Below are 20,629 nucleotides of genomic sequence, written 5' to 3'. Positions count from 1 at the left end.
CAGGCTTCTTGGGATCGTGCGGTATCAACCGCGGTTGCTGCGTGGCTATTTCGCAGCCAGCGGCGGCAGCGGGGGCACGCTGTCGTTCGGCGCTTCCGCCTGCATCGTGATCAGCGTCATCGAGACCAGGTCGTAATAGCCGATCAGGCCGATGACATCCATGATGCCGCGCTCGCCGAATTTTTGCTGGGCCGCGCGGTAGATATCGTCGGACACCTTCTTGTCGCGATAGAGCGCCATCGCGAGGTCGTAGAGCGCGGCCTCGTCGTCCTTCATCGCCTTCGGCCGCACGCCGTTGGCGACGTCCTTGGCGACATCAGGATCGAGCCCGGCCTTCATCGCAAGCGGATAATGCGCGAACCATTCATACTGCGCCGTCCATTGCCGCGCGGTGATCAGAATCGCGAATTCGCTGAGGCGCGCCGGCAGTGACGAATTCCAGCGCAGATAGTCCGACATCGCAGAGAGTTTTGGCGCCAGCTCCGGGTTGCGGATATAGGCGCGGTAGGGCGGGTTGGTGAATTTCGCGTTGCGCGGGGGCACCGCGATCGCGTCCGCCCATTCTCTCTGCGACGACGAAAGTTCGTCGGGTTGCAGCGGCACGAAGCGGGTCGGCTCGGCCGCGCGGCCGGCTTCCGAGGTCGCGATGGTGAACAGCACAGCCAGCGCCAGACCCAGATATCGCATCGTCATCCTCCCATTGCGGCGGACTCGCGCCGCCTGCTCGACGCCAGCTTACGTTGCGGCGCGAGTGAGGCAAGGATGTCGGCACCCGGCGAGGCTGCGGTACGGGCATGGCCGCATGCCGCCTCCCTTCGCCCGGCGCGATCGAGATCAGATCCGCGCCTCCAGGATCAGGTTGAAGGGCGTTTCGGCGGCGCGACGGAAGCGCGTCAGGCCGCCTTCGCGGGCGACCTTGCGCAGCCTTGCTTCGCCCGCTTGTGCGCCCAGCGCCAGGCCGACCTCCTGGTCGAGCGAGGCCGGTGTGCAGATCATGGTCGACGCCGCATAGTAGACGCGACCGACCGGATTGAGATTGTCTTCGAGGCGGTCGCCCGCGAACGGCTCGACCAGCATGCAGGTGCCGTCCTTGTCCATGGCTTCGCGTACGTGGCTGATGGCGCCGACGGGATCGCCCATGTCGTGCAGGCAATCGAAGAAGCAGACGAGATCATAGCCTTCGGCCGGATAGGTCTTGGCCGAGTGAACAGCGAAGCTGACCCGGTCGCCCAGCTTGGCCTCATTGGCCGCCTTTCGCGCGGCCTCGATCGAGCCCTCGTGATAGTCGAAGCCGTAGAACCGGGAGTTCGGGAAGGCGTTCGCCATCAGCCGCGTCGAAACGCCATGCCCGCAACCGACGTCGGCGACCTTGGCGCCGCGCTTGAGCTTGTCCACCACGCCGTCGAGCGCGGGCAGCCACTCCTGCACTAGATGATGCATGTAGCCGGTGCGGAAGAAGCGGGCGGTGCCGCAGAACAGGCACTCGCTCCGCCGGTTCCAGCCGACTCCCTTGCCGGACTTGAATGCATCCGTAATTTTCGGCTCGTCGAGGAACGCCGCGGCAATGACATTGCCGACTGCGCCGAGGAACACCGGGCTGTCCTCGTCGGCAAGCGCCATCGCCTGCTCCGGCAACATCGAGAATTTTCCTGAAGCGGTATCATATTCGACGTAACCAGAAGCCGCCTGGCTCGACAGCCACTCGCGGACGTAGCGTTCGTTCGTTCCGGTGGCGCTTGCGAGTTCGGCAGAGTTCATGGGCCCCTTGGCGGCGAGGGCGCGGTAGAGGCCGAGCTTGTCGCCCAGCAGGACCAGCGATGCGTTCATCGCGGCCCCGACCTCGGTGATCATCTTGCCCATAAAGGCATTCAACCTATCGGAATTGACCTCCATGACGACCTCCATGCTGTGTCGGGCATTTTCAAAGGTCAGCGCAAACTGCGCATTGCTGGATCGCACGAGGCTCTGGCGATCGCGATGACGGCTCGAGCTTGCGCGTCCTCTATGTGGGTCAATCCGGCGGATGGGAGGTTCAATTTGTCAGGAATACGTGACCCTGGAACCGGGGCCGCGGGGACCGCCATTGCTTCGCTGGCCATCGCGATATACCGAGGGTATAATTTGTGAGCATTTTGACGGTAGCCGGAATGTCCAGCCTTGCAGGTTCTTGCGGTCTCGCAGCTCTCTTCGCCGTGCTTTGCCTCGGCGGAGCGCCCGCTCATGCGCAAGTTGCACCCTTGAGGTATTGGATACCGGGCGGACCTTTCGGCTTTGGCGGCAGCGATGGCCAGCGCTCCGAAAGTTACGGCAATTTTCCAGGCTTCAGTGCCAGCGACGCAGGCGGGCGCGCCAACTTTGCGAACGGCTTCTTCGTCGGTAGCCAGCGTGGCAACCTCAATTGGAGCGGTCTCGGCCAGGCTGGACAGGCCGGCAATTTCAGCGCGCTCTCCTATGACAGCACGCAGTTCGGCTACAACACCAAGACGGCGGGCGGCATGCCCGTCACGTTCTTTGCCGGCTTCGACACGCTGAAATACGGCAACGGCATTGGCAGTTCGCTTGCGCCGCTCACCTCCGGCGCCGGGCCCGGCTACGGCGCGTTCGCGGGGGTCGAATTCAAGCCGACCTCCAACCTCAGCCTGTCGTTCGGGGCCGGGTTCACCCAGCAGGACTCGGGCCGCATGGACAGCGATATCAGATCGAACATGCTGCCCGGCGAGTCACCGGCGCTCGGCGGCCTTCGGCGCTAGGAGACTATTGCGTCGGCCGCATCACCAGTTCGGGAGCGCGGCGGAGCGATTTCGGCAGATCGGGCCCGGCTCCGAAGCGCATCACGATATCGGGACGCCGCTCGCCGAGTCCGAGCGAGACTGCGAACTGCGGCCTTAGCGTCGCCACCTCGATCGGCTGGTTGACGAAGGAATATTTGAGCCCGAGCGCGGTCGCCTGCAGGCCGAACCGCTGGCAGGCACGGCCGACCGCAATCCAGTGCGACGTGTCGCTACGATCGGCGGCAAGCACGACGACACCCGCGGAGCTGTCGAGCTCGGCGCGGTATTTCCCGCTCTCGCCGCTTTCGGTGAAGAAGAACCTGAGCAGCGGTCGCGCGATCCATGCCGGCAGGGACGGGCTTCCCGAGGCCCGCGAGAACAACCCGTCCATGGTCGCGACCGCATCGGCCTCGTTGAAGCGCATCCAGCCCACGAGCTCGCGCATGAAGGCCTTGTCGCGCATTTGCGCGGCATTGCCTTCGAGCACGTAGTCGGTGATCTTTGCGATGGCGGCGCGTTCGGTCATAAGGATTGCCGAGACGTTCGGCTCCCGGCAGGCGTTCTCGAGCTGGCGCAGAATGTCGGGCGCCACCGGCTTGCCGTCGAAGGCTGCACGGGTGCATTGCCTGAGGGGAATCGCGTTGACGAGCGACGACGCTTCGGGGCGCGCCTGCTCCAGCGCGATCCGGACCTTGTCACCGTCGATAATCGGGTTCGCGCGCCAGCCGAGCGCTGATGCCGCGAGAACGAGGTTCTCGGCGGCGCAGCCGAGGCTGACGAAAAGGTGGTGATCGTCCGGATCGACCACCGGACAGCGGCGCGCGAAATCGGGCGCAATCACGATTTCATTGCCGCGGGCGGAGAAGATCCAGGGTTGGGTGTTGTGGCTGTTGGCGGCGAGCGTGGCAAAGCGCACGAGCTCGCGGTCCCGCGGCACCGATTGCAGCGGCGCTCGCGACGCTCGCACCGTTTCCTCATAGGTCGTCGTCGCCGCAGCCGAGGGGCGGGCGGTGATTGCCGCCGCGGAAAGTCCGAGCGCGGTGGTCATGAGTTGTCGCCGGTCGATCGCCATCATCCGCTCCACGGCCCTTTCGCCACGACGCTTCTAGCGTCCCCGGAAGCTCGGGCGGTTGACCGGTATCAAGGTTCGGATCGGCACCGGGTGAGGCGCCCGCGGCGGGCCGTCCCACGAGGCTTGCAGCTACCGCGCAAACCGCGCCACCAGCTCGACATGCGGCGTGTGGCGGAATTGGTCGACCGGCACGACGCCGTCGATCCTGTAGCCGCCGTCGATCAGCAGCCGTGCGTCGCGGGCGAAGGTTGCAACGTTGCAGGACACCGCGACGATGACGGGCACCGTGCTCGCGGCGAGCTTCAGTGCCTGCGCCTGTGCGCCCTGGCGCGGGGGATCGAACACGACGGCGTCGAAGTCGCGCAGCTCCTGCGGCACCAGGGGGCGGCGGAACAGGTCGCGCGGCTCGGACCTGATTGGCTTCAGGCCGGGCGTGCGCGCGGCCTTTGCCAGCGCGGCAACTGCGCCGGCGTCGTTGTCATAGGCGGCGACGCGCGCCTTCTCGGCGAGCCGCAGCGCGAATGGTCCGACACCGCAGAAGAGGTCGAGAACCTCCTTGGCCTTGCCGACGCGTTCGGCGACGAGAGACGCCAGCGTCTCTTCGCCCGCGACGGTTGCCTGCAAGAACGAGCCCGGCGGCAGCGTCACTTCAGTGCGGCCCATCTTCACCGTCGGCGGCAGGCGCTGCAGCACCAGCTCGCCATGCCGCGTCAGCCGCGCCAGGCGATGCTGCTCGGCGACGCGCGACAGCGCCGTGACCAGCGGCGTCGGCAGCGGGCCGGAGCCGCGCACATCGACATCGAGGCCGTTCGCGGTCGCCGTGACCTGGATGTCGAGCGGCTTCGTCACCGGCATTTTGGACGTGAGCGGCTCGGCCAGCGCCCAGGCGGCATCGAGCGCGCCGTCGAGTGCGGGATCGAGGATCGGGCAGCGATGAATCGGGATGACGTCGTGCGAGCTCGCTGCCGAGAAGCCGACCTTGAGGATGTCATGCGTGCCGAACCGGCCGTGCAGCGTGACGCGCCTGCGCCCCACGCCATGGGCATCGACCAGCGGCGCGACCTCGCAATCGATGCCGGCCTGCGCCAGCGTCTCGACCACGATGCTGCGCTTCCAGGCATGATACGGCTCGGCCGCCCAGTGCTGGATCGCGCAGCCGCCGCAGATGCCGAAATGCGGGCAGAACGGCGCGACGCGCTCGGGGCTTGCGACGTCGACCGCCAGCAGCTTGCGGCGGTCGGGATGGTTGCCCGCGACGTGGTCGACCTCGACGGTCTCGCCGCCGAGCGCATACGGCACATAGATCGCTTCGCCGGCGCCGAGCGCGACGCCGTCGCCGCGATGGCCGACGTGATCGATCCTCAGGCGCTCAACCACGGCGCGCGCCCAGGAAGAATTCGATGTTGCCGTCGCCGCCGGTGATCGGCGAGGGGAACACCTCGATGTCGGTGCAGCCGAGCGAGGCGGCGAAGGCCGCGATATCGTCGCAGATCTGCTGATGCACGGCGGCGTCGCGGATGATGCCCTTCTTGTTGTGCTTCCGCTCGGCCTCGAATTGCGGCTTGATCAGCGCCAGCAGGCTCATCGGTGCGGCCGCCAGCGACAGCGCCACGGGCAGAACGGCCTTCAACGAGATGAAGCTGACGTCGATCACGACGAAATCGGGCCGCGCCGGCAGGCGTTTGCCTTCATAGGCGCGGATGTCGGTCTCCTCCATCGACACGATTTTGGGATGATCGCGCAGCGAGGGATGCAACTGGCTGGTGCCGACATCGATGGCGAACACCAGGCTTGCGCCATTGGCCAGCAGCACCTCGGTGAAACCGCCGGTGGAGGCACCGACGTCGAGGCAGACATGGTCCTCGATCTCGATCGGGTAGCGTTCCAGCGCGCCGGCGAGCTTGACGCCGCCGCGCGACACGTAGGGGTGCGCGGGCTCGGCCTGGATCACCGCGTCCTCGGCGATGGTCTCCGACGGTTTCGTCACCTGCTTGTCGTCGGCCGTGACGAGGCCGGCCTCGATGGCCGCGCGCGCCCGTGCCCGGCTCTCGAACAGGCCGCGCTCGACCAGCAGAATATCCGCGCGTTTGCGGGAAGGGGACATTACGCTCTCATGAGACGATTCTTGGGACGATTGATGCGCTTATGGTGCAATCAATCGCGCGGCCGCCATCCGGACGCAAGCCTCGAACACGGCGAGATCGTGCCAGACGTCGATCGGCATCGTGGCCGGCGTCACCAGCGGGCAGCCGTGCAGTTCCAGCGCATGGATCATCATGAGTTGTCGACGAGGCCAAAATCCTCGACCGTCAGGCCCTGCGCATCGACCAGCCGCCCGTCCTCGGACGTGACGTCCACGAAACGGCCGACGCGGTCGGCATAGGTGGCGCCATCGTTGGAATAGGCGAGACACAATTTACGGCGCCCGGCCATGTAGCCAAGCTCGTAGACGGTCCCTGGATCGGCGCCGGCACCGCGGAACGGCGTCAGGTTGGCGATGATGGCGTCGGCCGCATCCATCATCGCCTCGTTGCCGCAAAAGATCTGCCGCGAGGCGTCGGGGGCGGTGAGGTCGATCTCGTTGTCGAGAGGATAGAGGCCGGTGAGCCCGAAGCGCTCGCAGATCTCGGCCTTGCGCCGGCCGATCTCGACCGCATCCGGCAGGAACACGTCGGGGCCTGCCAGATAGATTTTCATGGGAATACCGACCGAGGAGGCATCGAGTTGCCGCGGCGTCGGCGGTGCAAAACCTCTCCCGAAGGGAGAGGTCGCGCCGAAGGCGCGGGTGAGGGGTTACGCTCTCACGTGGGACCTGAACCCCTCACCCGGATCGCTTGCGCTATCCGACCTCTCCCAATGGGAGAGGTGGGTCCAGTGCCCGTACGACGTATCAAGCCAGCTTGACCGTCTCGGTCTTCACGTCCTTGCCGAGCGCCTCGAACACCTTGGCGACGATGCCCTTGGCGTCGAGACCGGCACGGGCGTACATCGCGGCCGGCGTGTCGTGGTCCTGGAACACGTCGGGCAGCACCATCGTGCGGAACTTGACCATGCCGCTGTCGAGCGCACCCTGGTCTGTCAAGAACTGCGCGACGTGCGAGCCGAAGCCGCCGACCGAGCCTTCCTCGATCGTGATCAGGATCTCGTGGTCGCGGGCGAGCTTGAGCACCAGCTCGGTGTCCAGCGGCTTCATGAAGCGCGCGTCCGCAATGGTGGTCGAAAGGCCGTGCGCGGCGAGCTCGTCGGCTGCCTTCTCGCATTCGGCGAGGCGGGTGCCGAACGAGAGCAGGGCGATCTTGCTGCCCTGGCGGATCATGCGGCCCTTGCCGATCTCGAGCGGAATGCCGACCTCGGGCATCTCGATGCCGCGGCCTTCGCCGCGCGGATAGCGCAGCGAGCTCGGACGGTCGTCGATCGCGACCTGGGTTGCCACCATGTGCACGAGCTCGGCCTCGTCGGCCGCCGCCATGATCACCATGTTCGGCAGGCAGCCGAGATAGGCGTTGTCGAACGAGCCGGCATGCGTCGCGCCGTCGGCGCCGACGAGGCCGGCGCGGTCGATGGCGAAGCGGACGGGCAGGTTCTGGATCGCGACGTCATGCACGATCTGGTCGTAGCCGCGCTGCAGGAAGGTCGAGTAGATCGCGCAGAACGGCTTGTAGCCTTCGCTCGCCAGACCCGCGGCAAAGGTCACCGCGTGCTGCTCGGCGATGCCGACGTCGAAGGTGCGGTCCGGGAAGGCCTTGTTGAAGATGTCGACGCCGGTGCCGGACGGCATCGCCGCGGTGATGGCGACGATCTTCTCGTCCTTCTGCGCTTCCTTGACGAGGCTCTGGCCGAACACGTTCTGGTAGGCTGGCGCGTTCGGCTTGGCCTTGGCTTGCGTGCCGGTCGCGACGTCGAACTTGACGACGGCATGGTACTTGTCGGCGGAAGCTTCCGCCGGGCCGTAGCCCTTGCCCTTCTGCGTCACGACGTGGACCAGGATCGGGCCTTCCTCCATGTCGCGGACGTTCTTCAGCACGGGCAGGAGGTGGTCGAGGTTATGGCCGTCGATCGGGCCGACGTAGTAGAAGCCGAGCTCCTCGAACAGCGTGCCGCCGTCCATCATGAAGCCGCGCGAATATTCCTCGACGCGGTTGGCGCGGTTGGCGATGATCTTGGGCAGGCGCTTGTTGATCTGCTTGGCCGCCTCGCGCAGCGTGCGATAGGTCTTGCCGGAATACAGGCGCGACAGATAGGCGCTCATGGCGCCGACCGGCGGCGCGATCGACATGTCGTTGTCGTTGAGGATGACGATCAGGCGCGAGTTCATCGCCCCGGCATTGTTCATGGCCTCATAGGCCATGCCCGCCGACATCGCCCCGTCACCGATGACGGCGATAACGTTGTTCTTGCCGCCGGAGAGGTCGCGTGCCACGGCCATGCCGAGGCCGGCGGAGATCGAGGTCGAGGAATGTGCCGCGCCGAACGGATCGTAGTCGCTCTCGCTGCGCTTGGTGAAGCCGGACAGGCCGCCGCCGGTGCGCAGGGTGCGGATGCGGTCGCGCCGACCGGTGAGGATCTTGTGCGGATAGGCCTGGTGGCCGACGTCCCAGATCAGCCGGTCGCGCGGCGTGTCGAAGACGTAATGGATCGCGGTGGTGAGCTCGACCACGCCGAGACCCGCGCCGAAGTGACCGCCGGTTACCGAGACGGCATCGATGGTCTCCTGCCGCAGCTCGTCGGCGACCTGGCGAACCTGCTCGATCTTGAGCTTGCGCAGGTCGTCCGGCGTCCGGATGGTGTCGAGAAGCGGCGTCTTACTGTATGCGTTCACGGCGATTTCCAATTTGTCAGCGCCGGAAGGTCGTTCCGGTGCGCGATGGGTTTGCACAATATCGGCGCAGCGCGAGTCCTTAAACCGTCGGAGCCACCTGCATGGGGCAAGGCCCCGTCTTCAAGCTTAGGTGAGCTTAAGTGCGCTCCGGTTCAGTCTCTGTGATCCCTGTCACTTAGATCGGCTTCGTCCGTCCCAGCCAATTTCATTAGCAATTTGAAGCACTTGTCGTCGGTAATCGATGCCTACGCAAGGCTAACAAAAAGCCACACTCCGCGCAGCTTTACACCAAAGCTTGGGCCAAAGCCAACCCGCTGGGGCGATTACGGGCATACGCCTGCAACCCCCGGGCCAGAGTGGTTAACTGCGGCGCCCGCGGCGGAGTTCCTGCCTTGCCCGGCTCCCCGGCAGGATTTTCGGCGAGAGGAGGGCTATTTTCCGCTCGATTCGCGGGGCCGAATGGCCCCGGCGGGGGAACTCTTCGATCTCGGTGCCCGGCCGCCCGCCCCATGAGCACACACAGCTACGTGCGATCATGAAAAAATTGCAGGCGTCCGATGCCGAAAGAGGCTTGGTCGGGGTCCCTTACTGGACGTCGAGCGGTGCGGTGCCGGTGGCCTGGCCGCTCGCATCGGTGGTGATCTTGTCGACGCGGGCTTCGGCCTGGCGCAGCAGTTCCTCGCAACGGCGCTTCAGCGCTTCGCCGCGCTCGTAGATCGTCACGGATTCCTCGAGCGGCACCTTGCCGTCCTCGAGCCGCTTCACGATCGTCTCGAGTTCCTCGATCGCGCGCTCGAAGGTGAGCCTGGAGACGTCGACTTGGGTATTTTCGGCCATATCCGTTTCCGATTGCCCGATTCGCTTGCCTCGCAGTGAAGGCGGGTTTTGCGGGCTTAATGTGGCGGGCGTCGTCAGGCGCCCATCAGGGCGCCGACATGCGCCGTAACAGATTCTTTCAGTCCTTGCAGGTCATAGCCACCCTCGAGCACCGAAACAACGCGGCCCCCGGCGGTCCTGTCGGCAAGGTCCATCAGCTTGCGCGTCACCCAGGCATAATCCTCCGCGCGCAGATTCAGCGAGGCCAGCGGGTCGCGATAATGTGCATCGAAGCCCGCAGAGATGATGAGGAGCTCGGGGCTGAATTTTTCGAGCTGCGGCAGAATCAGGTTCTCGAAAGCGCTGCGGAATTCCGGGCCACCGTCCTCGGACGCCAGCGGCGCGTTGACGATGGTGTCGTGGTCGCCGCGTTCGCCCTTCGCGCCGGTGCCCGGAAACAGCGGCATCTGGTGCGTCGAGCAGTACATCACCGTGGGGTCCGACCAGAAGATGTCCTGCGTGCCGTTGCCGTGATGCACGTCGAAATCGACGATGGCCGCGCGCGTGATGCCGTATTTGCGCTGCGCGTGACGCGCGGCGATCGCAACATTGTCGAAGAAGCAGAAGCCCATCGGCTTGCCGATCTCGGCGTGATGGCCGGGCGGGCGCACCGCGACGAAGGCGTTGCGGTGCTCGCCCGCCATCACCGCTTCGGTCGCCGCGACCGCGCCGCCGACGCCGCGCATCACCGCTTCCCAGGTGCCCGGCGACATCGAGGTGTCGCCGTCGATATAGACGAGCCCGCTGGACGGCGCGATGTGGCGCAGCTCGGTGACGTAGTGCTCGTTGTGGCAGAGCGTGACGAGATCGAGATCGCCCTCCGGCGCCTGGTCGCGGACCAGGAACTGGAAGCGCTCGTGCGACAGCGCTTCCTCCACTGCGCGCAAGCGGTCCGGCCTTTCGGGATGTCCCGGCGGCGTGACGTGGTCGAGGCAGGCCTTGTGGGAGAGGAGAAGCGTGCTCATCAGGTCGGGCTCACTGGGAACGGGCTCTTGACGTCGCTTGGCGCATCCGGCGCCAAAACGCAATGCAAAACGCAATCTATGCGCTCCACCGGGAATGGCAAACGGTTGTCCCGTTCCGGCCCGTTTGATCCGGATCAATTCACGCGCAGGATGCGGCTCAGCGGCAGCGGACCGATCGGCCCGTGCGCCCGGAAAAACGCGAACAACGCGTCGGCGTCGTAGCCGCCATATTGCGGCGCCGTGCCCTGTCTGGCGACCGTGAAGCCGTCGCCGCCGACGGCGAGGTAATCGTTGAGGGTGACGCGGTAGCCGCTTCCGGGCTCCATCGGCCTGCCGTTGAGCGTCATCCTCTCGGCCATCACGCGTTCGCCGAACGGCTTCGACGCATCCCAGGCGTAGCTGAACCCGTTCGACACCTGGAGGATTCGCGGCCGCTTCGGATCGAGCCATTGCTGCTCCAGCATCTCCTTGAGCTGGCTGCCTGTCAGCGTCATGGTGACGAGGCGGTTGCGGAACGGCTGGCTCGCGAACAGCTCGCCGAAGGACACCGCGCCGTTCTCCTTCGGAACGATATCGGTGCGGATGCCGCCGGGATTGGTGAGCGCGATGACAGCGCTGCCATTCATGGCCTCCTTGGTCGCGGCGAGCTGCGCGTCCGCGATGACGTCGCCGAGCGGGCTTTCACCGGCTTCGTTCGGAATGCGCGACAGCGTCTGCGTCACCGATCCGGCCGGGCGATTGGCGATCGGCGCGGCGAGCTTGTCATAGGCCTCGATCAGCGCGGCCTGCTCCGCGTCCTTCGCCAGCGAGGCATTGGCGACGATGACGTTCTCGGCCTTGGCGGCGACGATGTCGCGCGTTGCCGGATCGAGCTTGAGATCGATCGCCGTGACCAGGGTGCCGTACTTGTCGCCGCTCGTCACCAGCCGCCCGTCGATATTGCAGACATAGGCGCGATGGGTGTGGCCGCTGACGACGACATCGACGGTGCGATCGAATTTCTTCACGATCTCGACGATCGGCCCCGAAATGCCCGGGCATTCATTGTAGTCGCCGGCAGGCTCGCCACCTTCGTGGATCAGCACGACGATCGCTTCCACCCCGCGCGCCTTCAGTTGCGGCACCAGCGCATTCACCGTTTCGGCCTCGTCACGGAATTCGAGGCCGGCAATGCCCGAGGGCGACACGATGCCGGCGGTGCCTTTCAAGGTCAGCCCGATGAAGGCGACGGGAATGCCGTCGAACTCACGGATCTCATATGGCGGCAGCACGCTTTGACCGGTCGCCGTCTCCACGGTGGAGGCGGCGAGATAGTGAAATTTGGCGCCCGTGAAGGGATGCGGTCCCTGGCAGCCGTCGACCGGATGGCAGCCGCCGTTCTGCATCCTGAGCAGCTCGGCCTTGCCCTCGTCGAACTCGTGATTGCCGACCGAGGTGATCGCGAGCCCCATCATCGAGAGCGCTTCGACCGAAGGCTCGTCGTGGAACATCGCCGATAGGAACGGGCTCGCGCCGATCAGGTCGCCGGCGGCCACGAAGATCGTGTTCTTGTGCCCGTCGCGCAATTGCTTCACCAGCGTCGCCATGTACTCGGCGCCGCCGGCCGCCACCATGACCTTCTTGGCTCTGTCCTCGGGATCGTTGATGCGGATGCCGCCGGGCGGCGGCCGCAGATTGCCGTGGAAATCGTTGATCGCAAGGATGCGCAGCTCGACCGGCGCGGCGGTCTGGGCAGAGGCGGGCAGGGCGGCGAGCGCAAGGGCGAAAATGGTCAGGCGGAGAAGATGTCGCATGGAATAAGATTAGTCGTTGCGCGCGAAGATTTCACGAAGGTTCTCGCTGTCATTCCGGGGCGCGCGTAGCGCGAGCCCGGAATCCATTCATCTACCAACTCTGCGGCCCAATGGATTCCGGGCTCGCCACTTCGTGGCGCCCCGGAATGACGGGATCTACCGCTTCTTCCTGCTCGCAAACGCGTTGAACGCAGCGATAGCATCGTCCGACTTCAAGCGCTCGCCGAACAGATGGGTCTCCTGGTCGATGCGGCGGGTGAGTTGCTCCGGCGGGGCACGCAGCAGCTTGCGCGAGGTCGCGACCGCCTCGGCGGGCAGCCGGCAGATATCGCGCGCCACCTTGCGCGCCTCGACCTCGGTGTGCCCCGGCGAGACCACGGTGTTGACGAAGCCGGCGGCGTGCGCCTCCGCGGCGGTGAAGGTCCGTCCCATCACCAGCATCGCGAAGGCGCGCTGGTAACCCATCGTGTTCGGCATCAAGAGGCTGGCGGCGCCGACCGGCACCAGCCCGAGATGGATATAGGGCGCGGAGAAGGTCGCCGCGTTCGAAGCGAGCACGTAGTCGCAATGGAACAGCATCACGGTGCCCATGCCGATCGACGCGCCGTCCACGGCCGCGATGATCGGCTTGACGTTGAGGGCGAGCGAATAGAGAAACTTGGCGCCGTCCGAAAGCGTCTCCGGGCGTGCCGTGTCGGCCTTGAGAAAATCGTCGATGTCGTCGCCGGCCGTGAACACGCCGGAGCCACCGGTGATGATCATGCAGCGGATATCGGGGTTGTTCTGCGCGGTGTCGATCGCGCGGCTCATCTCCCGATACATGTCCTGCGTGATCGCGTTCTTCTTGCCCGGACGGCGCAGGGTGATCACGCGCGTTCCACGCTCTTCGGCGACGATGATATTGCCATTCGGCATGATGACCCCCTGCGGTCGCCGCGACGGCTTGCCGCCGGCGAGTCTCGCAAGCATCAGCCTACATCATCTTGCAGACGTGCCAATCCGCCCGCTCGGCCTTTTCGACGACGATTCCCTTGATCCCGGCGCATGGCGCCGCCCGTCGCGGCGGTATTCCGTCCAGGGAACCATGATCGGCTGGATCGCACCGGCGCACCGCTCATGGGATCATTGCGCATTGCAACAAATGGCTACAATGTTTCATTTGAAAAACCGGTGGTTGTGGTGCACGATCGTGCCGTTCCATTTGGCCGATTGCTCGATTGATGATTGCCGCGACGAGTGTCGACGAATCCTCGCTGCATTATCGCGGCTGGCGCGTTGTGCTGGCCTGTTTCCTGATGGCCTTCTTTATGTTCGGCTTCGGCCTCTACGGCCAGGGCGTCTATCTCGCCGAGCTTCAGCGCGCCCATGGCTGGCCGGGCACGCTGGTCTCCGCGGCCAGCACCTTCTCGTTTCTGCTGACCTCCGTCCTCGTCATCTTCACCGACGATCTGCTCGCCCGTATCGGGCTGCGTTCGCTGATCCTGTGCGGCCTCTCGGCGCTCGGCGCATCGACCGTTCTGCTGGCGCTGATGCAGACGCCCTGGCAGCTCTATCTTGCCTATGCGCTGATGGCGGTCGGCTGGACCGGCATGGGCACCGTGGTGATCGCGACGGTGCTGAACTCCTGGTTCGATCGGCGCCGCGGCCTCGCGCTCAGCCTCGCCTTCAACGGCGCGACCTGCGGCGGCATCGTCCTCGTTCCGCTGTTGCTGTCGCTTACCTCCAGCATCGGCTTCCGCTCGGCGATGCTGGCGGCCACGACGGTGATGGTGCTGCTGGTGCTGCCGGTGGTCGTCGGCTTCATCGGCTGGCCGGCCGGGCTGCCGCTGGCATCGGGCGAACGCCCCGCCGGTGGCGGCACGCCCGCGCCGGCCCATTCCCGCAAGGCGCTGCTCGCCAACGCGGCGTTCTGGACCATGGTGCTGCCGATCGCGATCGCGCTGCTGGCGCAGATGGGCTTCATCGTCCACCAGGTGACATTCCTCGAACCGCTGATCGGGCGCGCCAGCGCCGGCCTTGCCGTGACCATCATGGCCGCGATGGCGGTGGTCGGGCGCCTGTCGCTCGGCCTGTTCGTCGACCGGCTCGATCCGCGGCTCGCCTGCGCGGCGTCGATGACGAGCCAGGCGGCGGCGCTGTTCGTGCTCCTGCAGAGCACGAGCCCGACGGCGCTGCTGGTGTGCTGTGCCGTCTACGGCTTCTCGATCGGCAACATGATCACGTTCCCACCTTTGATCATCCAGCGCGAGATCGGCTCTGCCGCCTTTGCCGCCGCGATGGGCCTGGGCACGTCGATCAGCGGCGTCGTCAGCGCCTTCGGCCCGGGCATCGTCGGCCTGGTCCGCAGCCTGACCGGCAACTACACGACGGCGTTTGCGATGTGTGTGGCGCTGGATCTCATCGCCGCGAGCATCGTGCTGCGGCGACCGGGGAGGCGGGCGAAGCTCGCAGCTTCATAGCCTGGATGGAGCGAAGCGCAATCCGGGATGACCGTTCTCGCTACGATCTGCGAGCGGGACGACACCGAATGTGTAGCAGCACCTTACCCCAGCAACACCGCATCCGCCGCCGCGACCGACTCCGCGCTTTCCGTCACGGTGCGCTCCAGCCCCGCCGCCTGCACCGTGATGTTCTCGGCGAAGAAGCGGGCGAGCGAGACGTAGCGCTGTGCATCGGCAAGGCCGTCGCTCTTCGCGGCGAGCGCCTCGGACGCCAGCATGCAGCCGCCGAGCGTGGCGCCGAACTGCTGCAGATACGGCGTTGCGCCGGCAAGCGCCTCGTTCGGCGCGGACGTGACGCGCTCCAGCAGCCACTTGCTGGTGCGCGTCAGCGCGTCCAGCGCTTCGCGCAGCTTTGCGCCCGTGGTGCCGAAAGCGGGGTCGTTGGAGGCTTCGACCTGCTTGACGACGGCCGAGAGCTCGTCGAGCAGCGCCCACACCGCGGCGCCGCCATTGGCCGCGAGCTTTCGCGTGACGAGGTCGATCGCCTGGATGCCGTTGGTGCCCTCGTAGATCGCGGTGATGCGGGCGTCGCGATAGTACTGCGCGGCGCCGGTCTCCTCGATGAAGCCCATGCCGCCATGCACCTGCACGCCGAGATAGGCGACCTCGTTGCCGATATCGGTGGAATAGCCCTTGGCCATCGGCGTCAGCAGCGCCGCGCGCGCGGCCGCGTCAGCGCGGACCTTTGGATCCCTGGCGCGGGTCGAAACGTCGATTGCGACGGCGGTCGCGTAGCAGATGGTGCGCGCCGCCGCGGTCTGCGCCCGCATCCGCATCAGCATGCGCTTGACGTCGGGGTGAACGAAGATCGCGTCCGAACCGTCGCCCTTCTTGCCGACGGCGCGGCCCTGCTTGCGCTCCTGCGCATAGGACAATGCCTGCTGATAGGCGCGATCGGCAACGCCGACGCCTTCGAGGCCGACGCCGAGGCGGGCCTGGTTCATCATCGTGAACATGCAGCGCATGCCCTGGTTCTCTTCGCCGATCAGGAAACCAATGGCGCCGCCATGGTCGCCCATGGTCATGGTGCAGGTCGGCGAAGCATGCATGCCGAGCTTGTGCTCGACGCCGCTCGCAAAAATGTCGTTGCGTGCGCCGAGCGAGCCGTCGGCATTGACCATGAACTTGGGAACAAGAAAGAGAGAAATCCCCTTGGTGCCGGCGGGCGCGTCCGGCAGACGCGCCAGCACGAAATGCACGATGTTGTCGGTCATGTCGTGCTCGCCATAGGTGATGAAGATCTTCGTCCCCTTGATGCGATAGGTGCCGTCGGCCTGCTTTTCGGCGCGGGTGCGCAGCGCGCCGACGTCGGAGCCGGCCTGCGGCTCGGTGAGCTGCATGGTGCCGGTCCATTCGCCCGAGACGAGCTTCTCGAGGTAGATCGCCTTCAGCTCGTCGTTGCCATGCGCATCCAGCGCCTCGATCGCCGAGGCCGTCAGCAGCGGGCACAGGCCGAAGGCGACGTTGGAGGCGCTCCAGATCTCGGTGCAGGCGGCGTTGATCGCAACGGGCAGGCCCTGGCCTCCGAACGCTTCAGGCCCGGACACCGCGTTCCAGCCGCCCTCGGTCCAGCGCTTATAGGCATCGGGCCAGCCCGGCGCAGTCGTGACTTTCCCGGCGTCGAGCTTGATGCCGTGCTCGTCGCCGACACGGTTGAGCGGCGCCAGCACGTCGGTGGCGAACTTGCCGGCTTCCTCCAGCACGGCGGCCACGATGTCGGCGTCGAAATCGCCGTAATGGCCGGCTTCCACGGCGGCCTTCAGGCCGGCGCCATGATTGAGCGACAGCAGCATGTCAGAGATTGGCGCGCGGTAGGTCATGGCTCACTCCCGTGGACAGATGTTGGCGCCGTCTTCCCATGAAACGCCGGAGGTCTCAACTGCCCGGACGCCGGCCGCCGGACGGCTCCGGCCCGGAACGGGCCTTCGTCCCGGGCGTATAATAGAGTGTGGCGCGGCCGGTCCCGGAAGCTGTGGTATTTTGCGCGTTCAGGCGGTTGAAATGCCGCGCCGCACCCTATAGACCGGCTGCGACCGAAGGGAATCTGCGGTAGCCAGTTCTTCCGCCGACCCCGGGTCGCCTGTTGGGGCGTAGCCAAGCGGTAAGGCAGCGGATTTTGATTCCGCCATTCGGAGGTTCGATCCCTCCCGCCCCAGCCAGCGCTTCCGACCAGCCTGAAATCGCGCACGAGGCCGGCCTGGCCGGGGAACTGCTGCACGGCTCTGCGACACATTGCTGCTGCACGGGGTGTCGTTCGAGATGGCTTTCCACACCTTTCGCCGGGACGCGGTGTATGTCTAAGGGGAAAATCGCGATCCGAAGGTTGCAGACAGAGCGACGCAATTCGTGGCACGATATGTTGCAGCATCTGGCGGGCCTTGCGGGTAAGCAAGGTTTGCGTCGAACTCGGAGCGGTTGATGAGGTTTCGGTCCGTTCTGAAGGCCGCACTCGGGCTCGCCCTGATCTGTCCGGCGGCAAGCGCGTTGGCCGCTGAGGCCGACGACGACAGCGACGGCGACAAAAAGCCGGCCGTGCCGACGATGTACCTCGATCTCAGAACCTATTACGCGCAAATCCCACCGGGATACTTGGCGTTTGGCTTTGGTCATCCCTCCTTCTTCAATGCGGTGCCAACGCTCGCCGGATCGAACGGCGCTGCATTGTCGACCGGATTGCCGGCAGCAAAATCACTCAACGTCGATCTTCCGTTTACGATCGATGTCACCGATCGCGTCTCGCTCTACGCCGGCGTGTCCGGCAGTTCCACGCAGTTTGCGGGCAGCGGATGGTCTTCGTTTGACATCACCAGTTGGAATATCGGTTTCCAGGCCGACATCTACCAGCAGAATGGCGGGAATTTCCCGACCGTGACGCTGCAATCCACGATCACCCAATCCGTTCCAAACGGCCCACTGACCGCAACGTCTTTCAACAACATTCTCGAGTTCGATTATGCTCTGGACAAGGACGAGACTCGCGGCTTTCTCGTAGGCATCCAGCACACACGCGTTGATGTGGGCAGCGCAGCGGTGAGAGTTAATCCAAATACGATCGGTTATGTCGGCGGCTATTATCAATGGCCGAATAACTGGAAGTTTACGGGGCGCGTCGGGGTACAGTCGTTCGAAGGCGCCCAGCTTCTGAACCTCGCGCCGATCCAGTCGTTCACCCAGCCCATCGTGCGACTCGATCTGGACCGCATGGACGACAATGACAACCGACTGTTTGGCTTGACCGCCGAGATCATGTGGCTGCCGAAACCGGCGTACCAGCTCACGCTCAGGACGCCACTATACGCGGTGCGCAACTAGCCGAGCGGCAGAGTCTCGCTAGTCGGCTATTGCTTGAGCTGCTTGATGAGATCTTCAATCTCGCGATTGCCTGGGATCAAGCGCGAGAGTTGCTCGGCATAGCCCAAGGCAGAGGCGGAATCACCTTCTTCGCGGCTCAGCGCGAGTGCCGCAGATAGGTGTCCCGATCATTCGGATGCGCTTGCAAGTTGGTACTTAGAACGGCAAGGGCGCGGACATTGTTCTGGTGCGATCGTTGACCTGCATCAAAATGTCGTGCTCTTCCACAACATATCCTGCCAACCTGGCGGTCGGTCTGTCAGGAAGGTTGCGATTATGAAATCCATAACACGCAGAACTTTTGCCTGCGGAATTGCTCTGCTCCCGTCTTTCCGTTCCGCGCTTGCGCGCGCACAAGCCGCGGTCAGTCCCACCGAAGCCCGCGCAATTGCCAAGGAAGCTATGTCTACGGCTACCCAATGGTGGATAGCTATCGCATCCAGCATGCCTATTTCGTGGATGCCCAGAACCCCGAATATAAAGCGCCATGGAACGAGCTCCGTAACTTCTCTCGTGTCTTCACCCCGGAAGACAAGGCGGTGCAAACGCCCAACTCGGACACACCCTACTCTTTCCTCGGCATGGACTTGCGGGCCGAACCCATCGTGCTCACCGTTCCGGTGATCGAAAAGGAACGGTATTTCAGCATTCAGCTCATTGACGCCTATACTTTCAACTTCGACTACATCGGGAGTCGTAGCACCGGCAACAATGGCGGTAGCTTCCTCATCGCCGGACCTAATTGGCAAGGCTCAACCCCGAAGGGGGTGACGAAGGTTTTACGCGCCGAGACCGAATTTGCGCTGGCTGCGTACCGCACGCAACTTTTCAACCCTGGCGACATCGACAACGTGAAGAAGGTGCCGGCCGGCTACAAGGTGCAGACGCTTTCGGCTTTCCTTGGCGCGCCGGCGCCGAAGGCCGCCTCCGCGATCGATTTCATCAAACCGCTTACGTCCGACACCGAAAAGACCTCGCTTGAGTTTTTCAACATCGTCAACTTCCTCCTACAGTTCTGCCCCACGAACCCCTCCGAGAAGGAACTGATGGCGCGGTTCGCCAAGATTGGCGTTGGGGCTGGCAAGAACTTCAACGCAAGCAATCTCACGCCTGAACTGAAAACTGCCATTGAGAGCTGGCCCCGGTTGTTTGGACAGCGCCCCGCTGGATTTAAGTGGATTCCTGCCGGGTTATGCTGAACGCGGGGCTTTACGGTTTTGTCGTTGCGTCGGGAGGGCGTAGCCCGACCAGAGCGACGACAAAACCGTCGGCGACGGTCATGCGGCCATCACCATAGCTTGCGTGCCGAAGTAAGCCTCGTCGGGCGTGCGCCCGTCAAGGCTCGAGTGAGGGCGTCCCTGATTGTAGAAGGCCAGATACTTGGCAATTGACGCTCGCGCCTCGGACACGCTGTCGTAGGCGCGGAGATAAACTTCTTCGTATTTGACCGTGCGCCAGAGCCGCTCGACAAACACGTTGTCGCGCCAGGCGCCCTTGCCGTCCATGCTGATGGCGATCTTCGCGTCCAGCAGCACATCGGTGAACTCGAGGCTGGTGAACTGGCTGCCCTGATCCGTGTTGAAAATCTCGGGCCTGCCGTGCTTCGCCAACGCCTCCTGGACCGCTTCGACGCAGAAGGCCGCCTCCATTGTGATCGAGACGCGATGGGCCAGGACCCGTCGGCTGAACACATCGACGACCGCCGCGAGATAGACGAAGCCACGCCGCATCGGAATGTAGGTGATGTCCATTGCCCACGCATGGTCGGGCCGCTCGATCTTCAATCCGCGCAACAGGTACGGGTAGATCTTGTGACCCGGAGCCGGCTTGCTCGTGTTCGGGCGACGATAGACCGCCTCGATCCGCATGCGCTTCATCAGCGTCGCGATGTGGCGGCGACCGGCGTATACGCCCTCCCGCCGCAGCAACGATCGCAGCATACGCGCTCCCGCGAAGGGATAATCGAGATGCAGCTCATCGAGCCGACGCATCAAGGCAAGGTCCTCGGCCGAAACTGGCCGAGGTTCATAGTAGACCGTGCTGCGAGCCAGCTTCAGGACCTTCGCCTGGCGCACGATAGAAAGATCATGACCGCGGTCGATCATCGCTTTGCGCTCAGCAGGCCCGCCTTGGTGAGCGCGCCGGACAAAAAATCGTTTTCCAACGCCAGCTCGCCGATCTTGGCATGTAACGCCTTCAAATCGACCGGCGTCTCGGCCGATGTCTTGTCATGCCCAAACACGCCGGCGGCGCCTTCCAGGAGCTGGTTTTTCCAGATCGTGATCTGGTTCGGATGAACATCAAACAGTTGCGCCAGCTCCGCCAGTGTCTTGTCGCCTTTGACCGCAGCCAAAGCAACCTTCGCCTTGAATGCCGGAGAATGCGTCCGGCGGCTCTTCTTCGTCATCTTCGCTCCTGATTCGCAGCAAGAATCCTCGCCGCTGTCAGGCAGAAAATCCACTCAAGCTACTGTCCGAATTT

Annotated in this window: 16 protein-coding genes, 1 tRNA gene and 2 pseudogenes; 6 read left to right on the top strand and 13 right to left on the bottom strand. The window is 64.7% G+C overall.

Annotated elements, in window-relative coordinates; all coding sequences use genetic code 11:
• Positions 1–45: 45 nt before the first annotated feature.
• A complete protein-coding gene (locus tag ACFLEY_RS34145) occupies positions 46–687 on the bottom strand; it encodes a carboxymuconolactone decarboxylase family protein (protein ID WP_249163247.1) in 642 nt (213 codons plus the stop codon).
• A 147-nt stretch (positions 688–834) separates the two neighbouring features.
• Complete coding sequence (locus ACFLEY_RS34140) at positions 835–1,893, bottom strand: class I SAM-dependent methyltransferase (protein WP_028175341.1); 1,059 nt, start codon at positions 1,891–1,893, stop codon at positions 835–837.
• Positions 1,894–2,147: 254 nt separating this feature from the next.
• On the opposite strand from ACFLEY_RS34140, the gene ACFLEY_RS34135 reads away from it, so the two are divergent.
• Entirely contained in the window at positions 2,148–2,750 is a 603-nt protein-coding gene (locus ACFLEY_RS34135) for a hypothetical protein (protein ID WP_396604314.1), read from the top strand.
• Positions 2,751–2,754: 4 nt separating this feature from the next.
• On the opposite strand, the gene ACFLEY_RS34130 is transcribed toward ACFLEY_RS34135, so the two are convergent.
• From ACFLEY_RS34130 to ACFLEY_RS34090, 9 genes and pseudogenes are all read right to left on the bottom strand, one after another.
• Positions 2,755–3,846: an Acg family FMN-binding oxidoreductase gene (locus ACFLEY_RS34130; RefSeq protein ID WP_304568803.1), complete on the bottom strand. Its 1,092-nt coding sequence runs from the start codon at positions 3,844–3,846 to the stop codon at positions 2,755–2,757.
• Positions 3,847–3,972: 126 nt separating this feature from the next.
• A complete protein-coding gene (locus ACFLEY_RS34125) occupies positions 3,973–5,220 on the bottom strand; it encodes a class I SAM-dependent RNA methyltransferase (RefSeq protein ID WP_060910923.1) in 1,248 nt (415 codons plus the stop codon).
• On the bottom strand, positions 5,213–5,947 hold the full coding sequence (locus tag ACFLEY_RS34120; protein ID WP_060910924.1) for a TlyA family RNA methyltransferase: 735 nt from the start codon (positions 5,945–5,947) through the stop codon (positions 5,213–5,215). The genes ACFLEY_RS34125 and ACFLEY_RS34120 overlap by 8 nt, the downstream gene beginning before the upstream one ends.
• Before the next feature lie 39 nt (positions 5,948–5,986).
• Positions 5,987–6,540 (bottom strand): annotated as a pseudogene (locus ACFLEY_RS34115) (nucleoside 2-deoxyribosyltransferase).
• 193 nt (positions 6,541–6,733) lie between these two features.
• Positions 6,734–8,662, bottom strand: a complete 1,929-nt coding sequence (gene dxs / locus ACFLEY_RS34110) for a 1-deoxy-D-xylulose-5-phosphate synthase (protein ID WP_028175335.1) — start codon at positions 8,660–8,662, stop codon at positions 6,734–6,736.
• A gap of 585 nt (positions 8,663–9,247) precedes the next feature.
• Positions 9,248–9,499 carry an exodeoxyribonuclease VII small subunit gene (locus ACFLEY_RS34105; protein ID WP_008132970.1) on the bottom strand — a complete coding sequence of 84 codons (252 nt, stop codon included), beginning with the start codon at positions 9,497–9,499 and terminating at the stop codon, positions 9,248–9,250.
• Positions 9,500–9,573: 74 nt separating this feature from the next.
• On the bottom strand, positions 9,574–10,503 hold the full coding sequence (locus tag ACFLEY_RS34100; RefSeq protein WP_011085438.1) for a histone deacetylase family protein: 930 nt from the start codon (positions 10,501–10,503) through the stop codon (positions 9,574–9,576).
• Between the two features lie 134 nt (positions 10,504–10,637).
• Positions 10,638–12,296 (bottom strand): bifunctional UDP-sugar hydrolase/5'-nucleotidase, encoded by a 1,659-nt coding sequence (locus ACFLEY_RS34095; protein WP_060910925.1) that lies wholly within the window; start codon positions 12,294–12,296, stop codon positions 10,638–10,640.
• Positions 12,297–12,452: 156 nt separating this feature from the next.
• Positions 12,453–13,211 carry an enoyl-CoA hydratase-related protein gene (locus ACFLEY_RS34090; RefSeq protein WP_060912967.1) on the bottom strand — a complete coding sequence of 253 codons (759 nt, stop codon included), beginning with the start codon at positions 13,209–13,211 and terminating at the stop codon, positions 12,453–12,455.
• A 129-nt stretch (positions 13,212–13,340) separates the two neighbouring features.
• On the opposite strand from ACFLEY_RS34090, the gene ACFLEY_RS34085 reads away from it, so the two are divergent.
• On the top strand, positions 13,341–13,517 hold the full coding sequence (locus tag ACFLEY_RS34085; protein ID WP_157839390.1) for a hypothetical protein: 177 nt from the start codon (positions 13,341–13,343) through the stop codon (positions 13,515–13,517).
• Positions 13,517–14,755 (top strand): MFS transporter, encoded by a 1,239-nt coding sequence (locus ACFLEY_RS34080; RefSeq protein WP_060912968.1) that lies wholly within the window; start codon positions 13,517–13,519, stop codon positions 14,753–14,755. The genes ACFLEY_RS34085 and ACFLEY_RS34080 overlap by 1 nt, the downstream gene beginning before the upstream one ends.
• A gap of 83 nt (positions 14,756–14,838) precedes the next feature.
• Here the strand turns inward: ACFLEY_RS34080 and ACFLEY_RS34075 are convergent, their stop codons facing one another.
• Positions 14,839–16,617 (bottom strand): acyl-CoA dehydrogenase, encoded by a 1,779-nt coding sequence (locus tag ACFLEY_RS34075; protein WP_396604313.1) that lies wholly within the window; start codon positions 16,615–16,617, stop codon positions 14,839–14,841.
• A gap of 264 nt (positions 16,618–16,881) precedes the next feature.
• Between ACFLEY_RS34075 and ACFLEY_RS34070 the strand changes: the two genes are divergently transcribed.
• From ACFLEY_RS34070 to ACFLEY_RS34060, 3 genes and pseudogenes are all read left to right on the top strand, one after another.
• Positions 16,882–16,956 (top strand) — tRNA-Gln (locus ACFLEY_RS34070).
• Positions 16,957–17,215: 259 nt separating this feature from the next.
• The gene (locus tag ACFLEY_RS34065) at positions 17,216–18,109 is read left to right on the top strand and encodes a hypothetical protein (RefSeq protein ID WP_060910935.1); all 894 of its coding nucleotides are present in this window, start codon (positions 17,216–17,218) and stop codon (positions 18,107–18,109) included.
• 315 nt (positions 18,110–18,424) lie between these two features.
• Positions 18,425–19,281: pseudogene (locus ACFLEY_RS34060) on the top strand (DUF1254 domain-containing protein); the annotation flags it as partial.
• A 144-nt stretch (positions 19,282–19,425) separates the two neighbouring features.
• On the opposite strand, the gene ACFLEY_RS34055 reads toward ACFLEY_RS34060, so the two are convergent.
• Positions 19,426–20,555, bottom strand: a protein-coding gene (locus ACFLEY_RS34055; RefSeq protein ID WP_129557324.1) for an IS3-like element ISRj2 family transposase whose coding sequence is annotated in 2 segments (ribosomal slippage) — positions 19,426–20,303 and positions 20,303–20,555 — 1,131 coding nt in all. Because the reading frame shifts where the segments join, the coding sequence is not laid out codon by codon here.
• Positions 20,556–20,629: the final 74 nt, after the last annotated feature.

It is taken from the genome of Bradyrhizobium sp. YCK136 (assembly GCF_044570075.1).
Classification (GTDB): domain Bacteria; phylum Pseudomonadota; class Alphaproteobacteria; order Rhizobiales; family Xanthobacteraceae; genus Bradyrhizobium; species Bradyrhizobium diazoefficiens.
The sequence above is the reverse complement of the archived record's forward strand: the minus strand, read 5'-3'. Positions and strand labels throughout refer to the sequence as shown.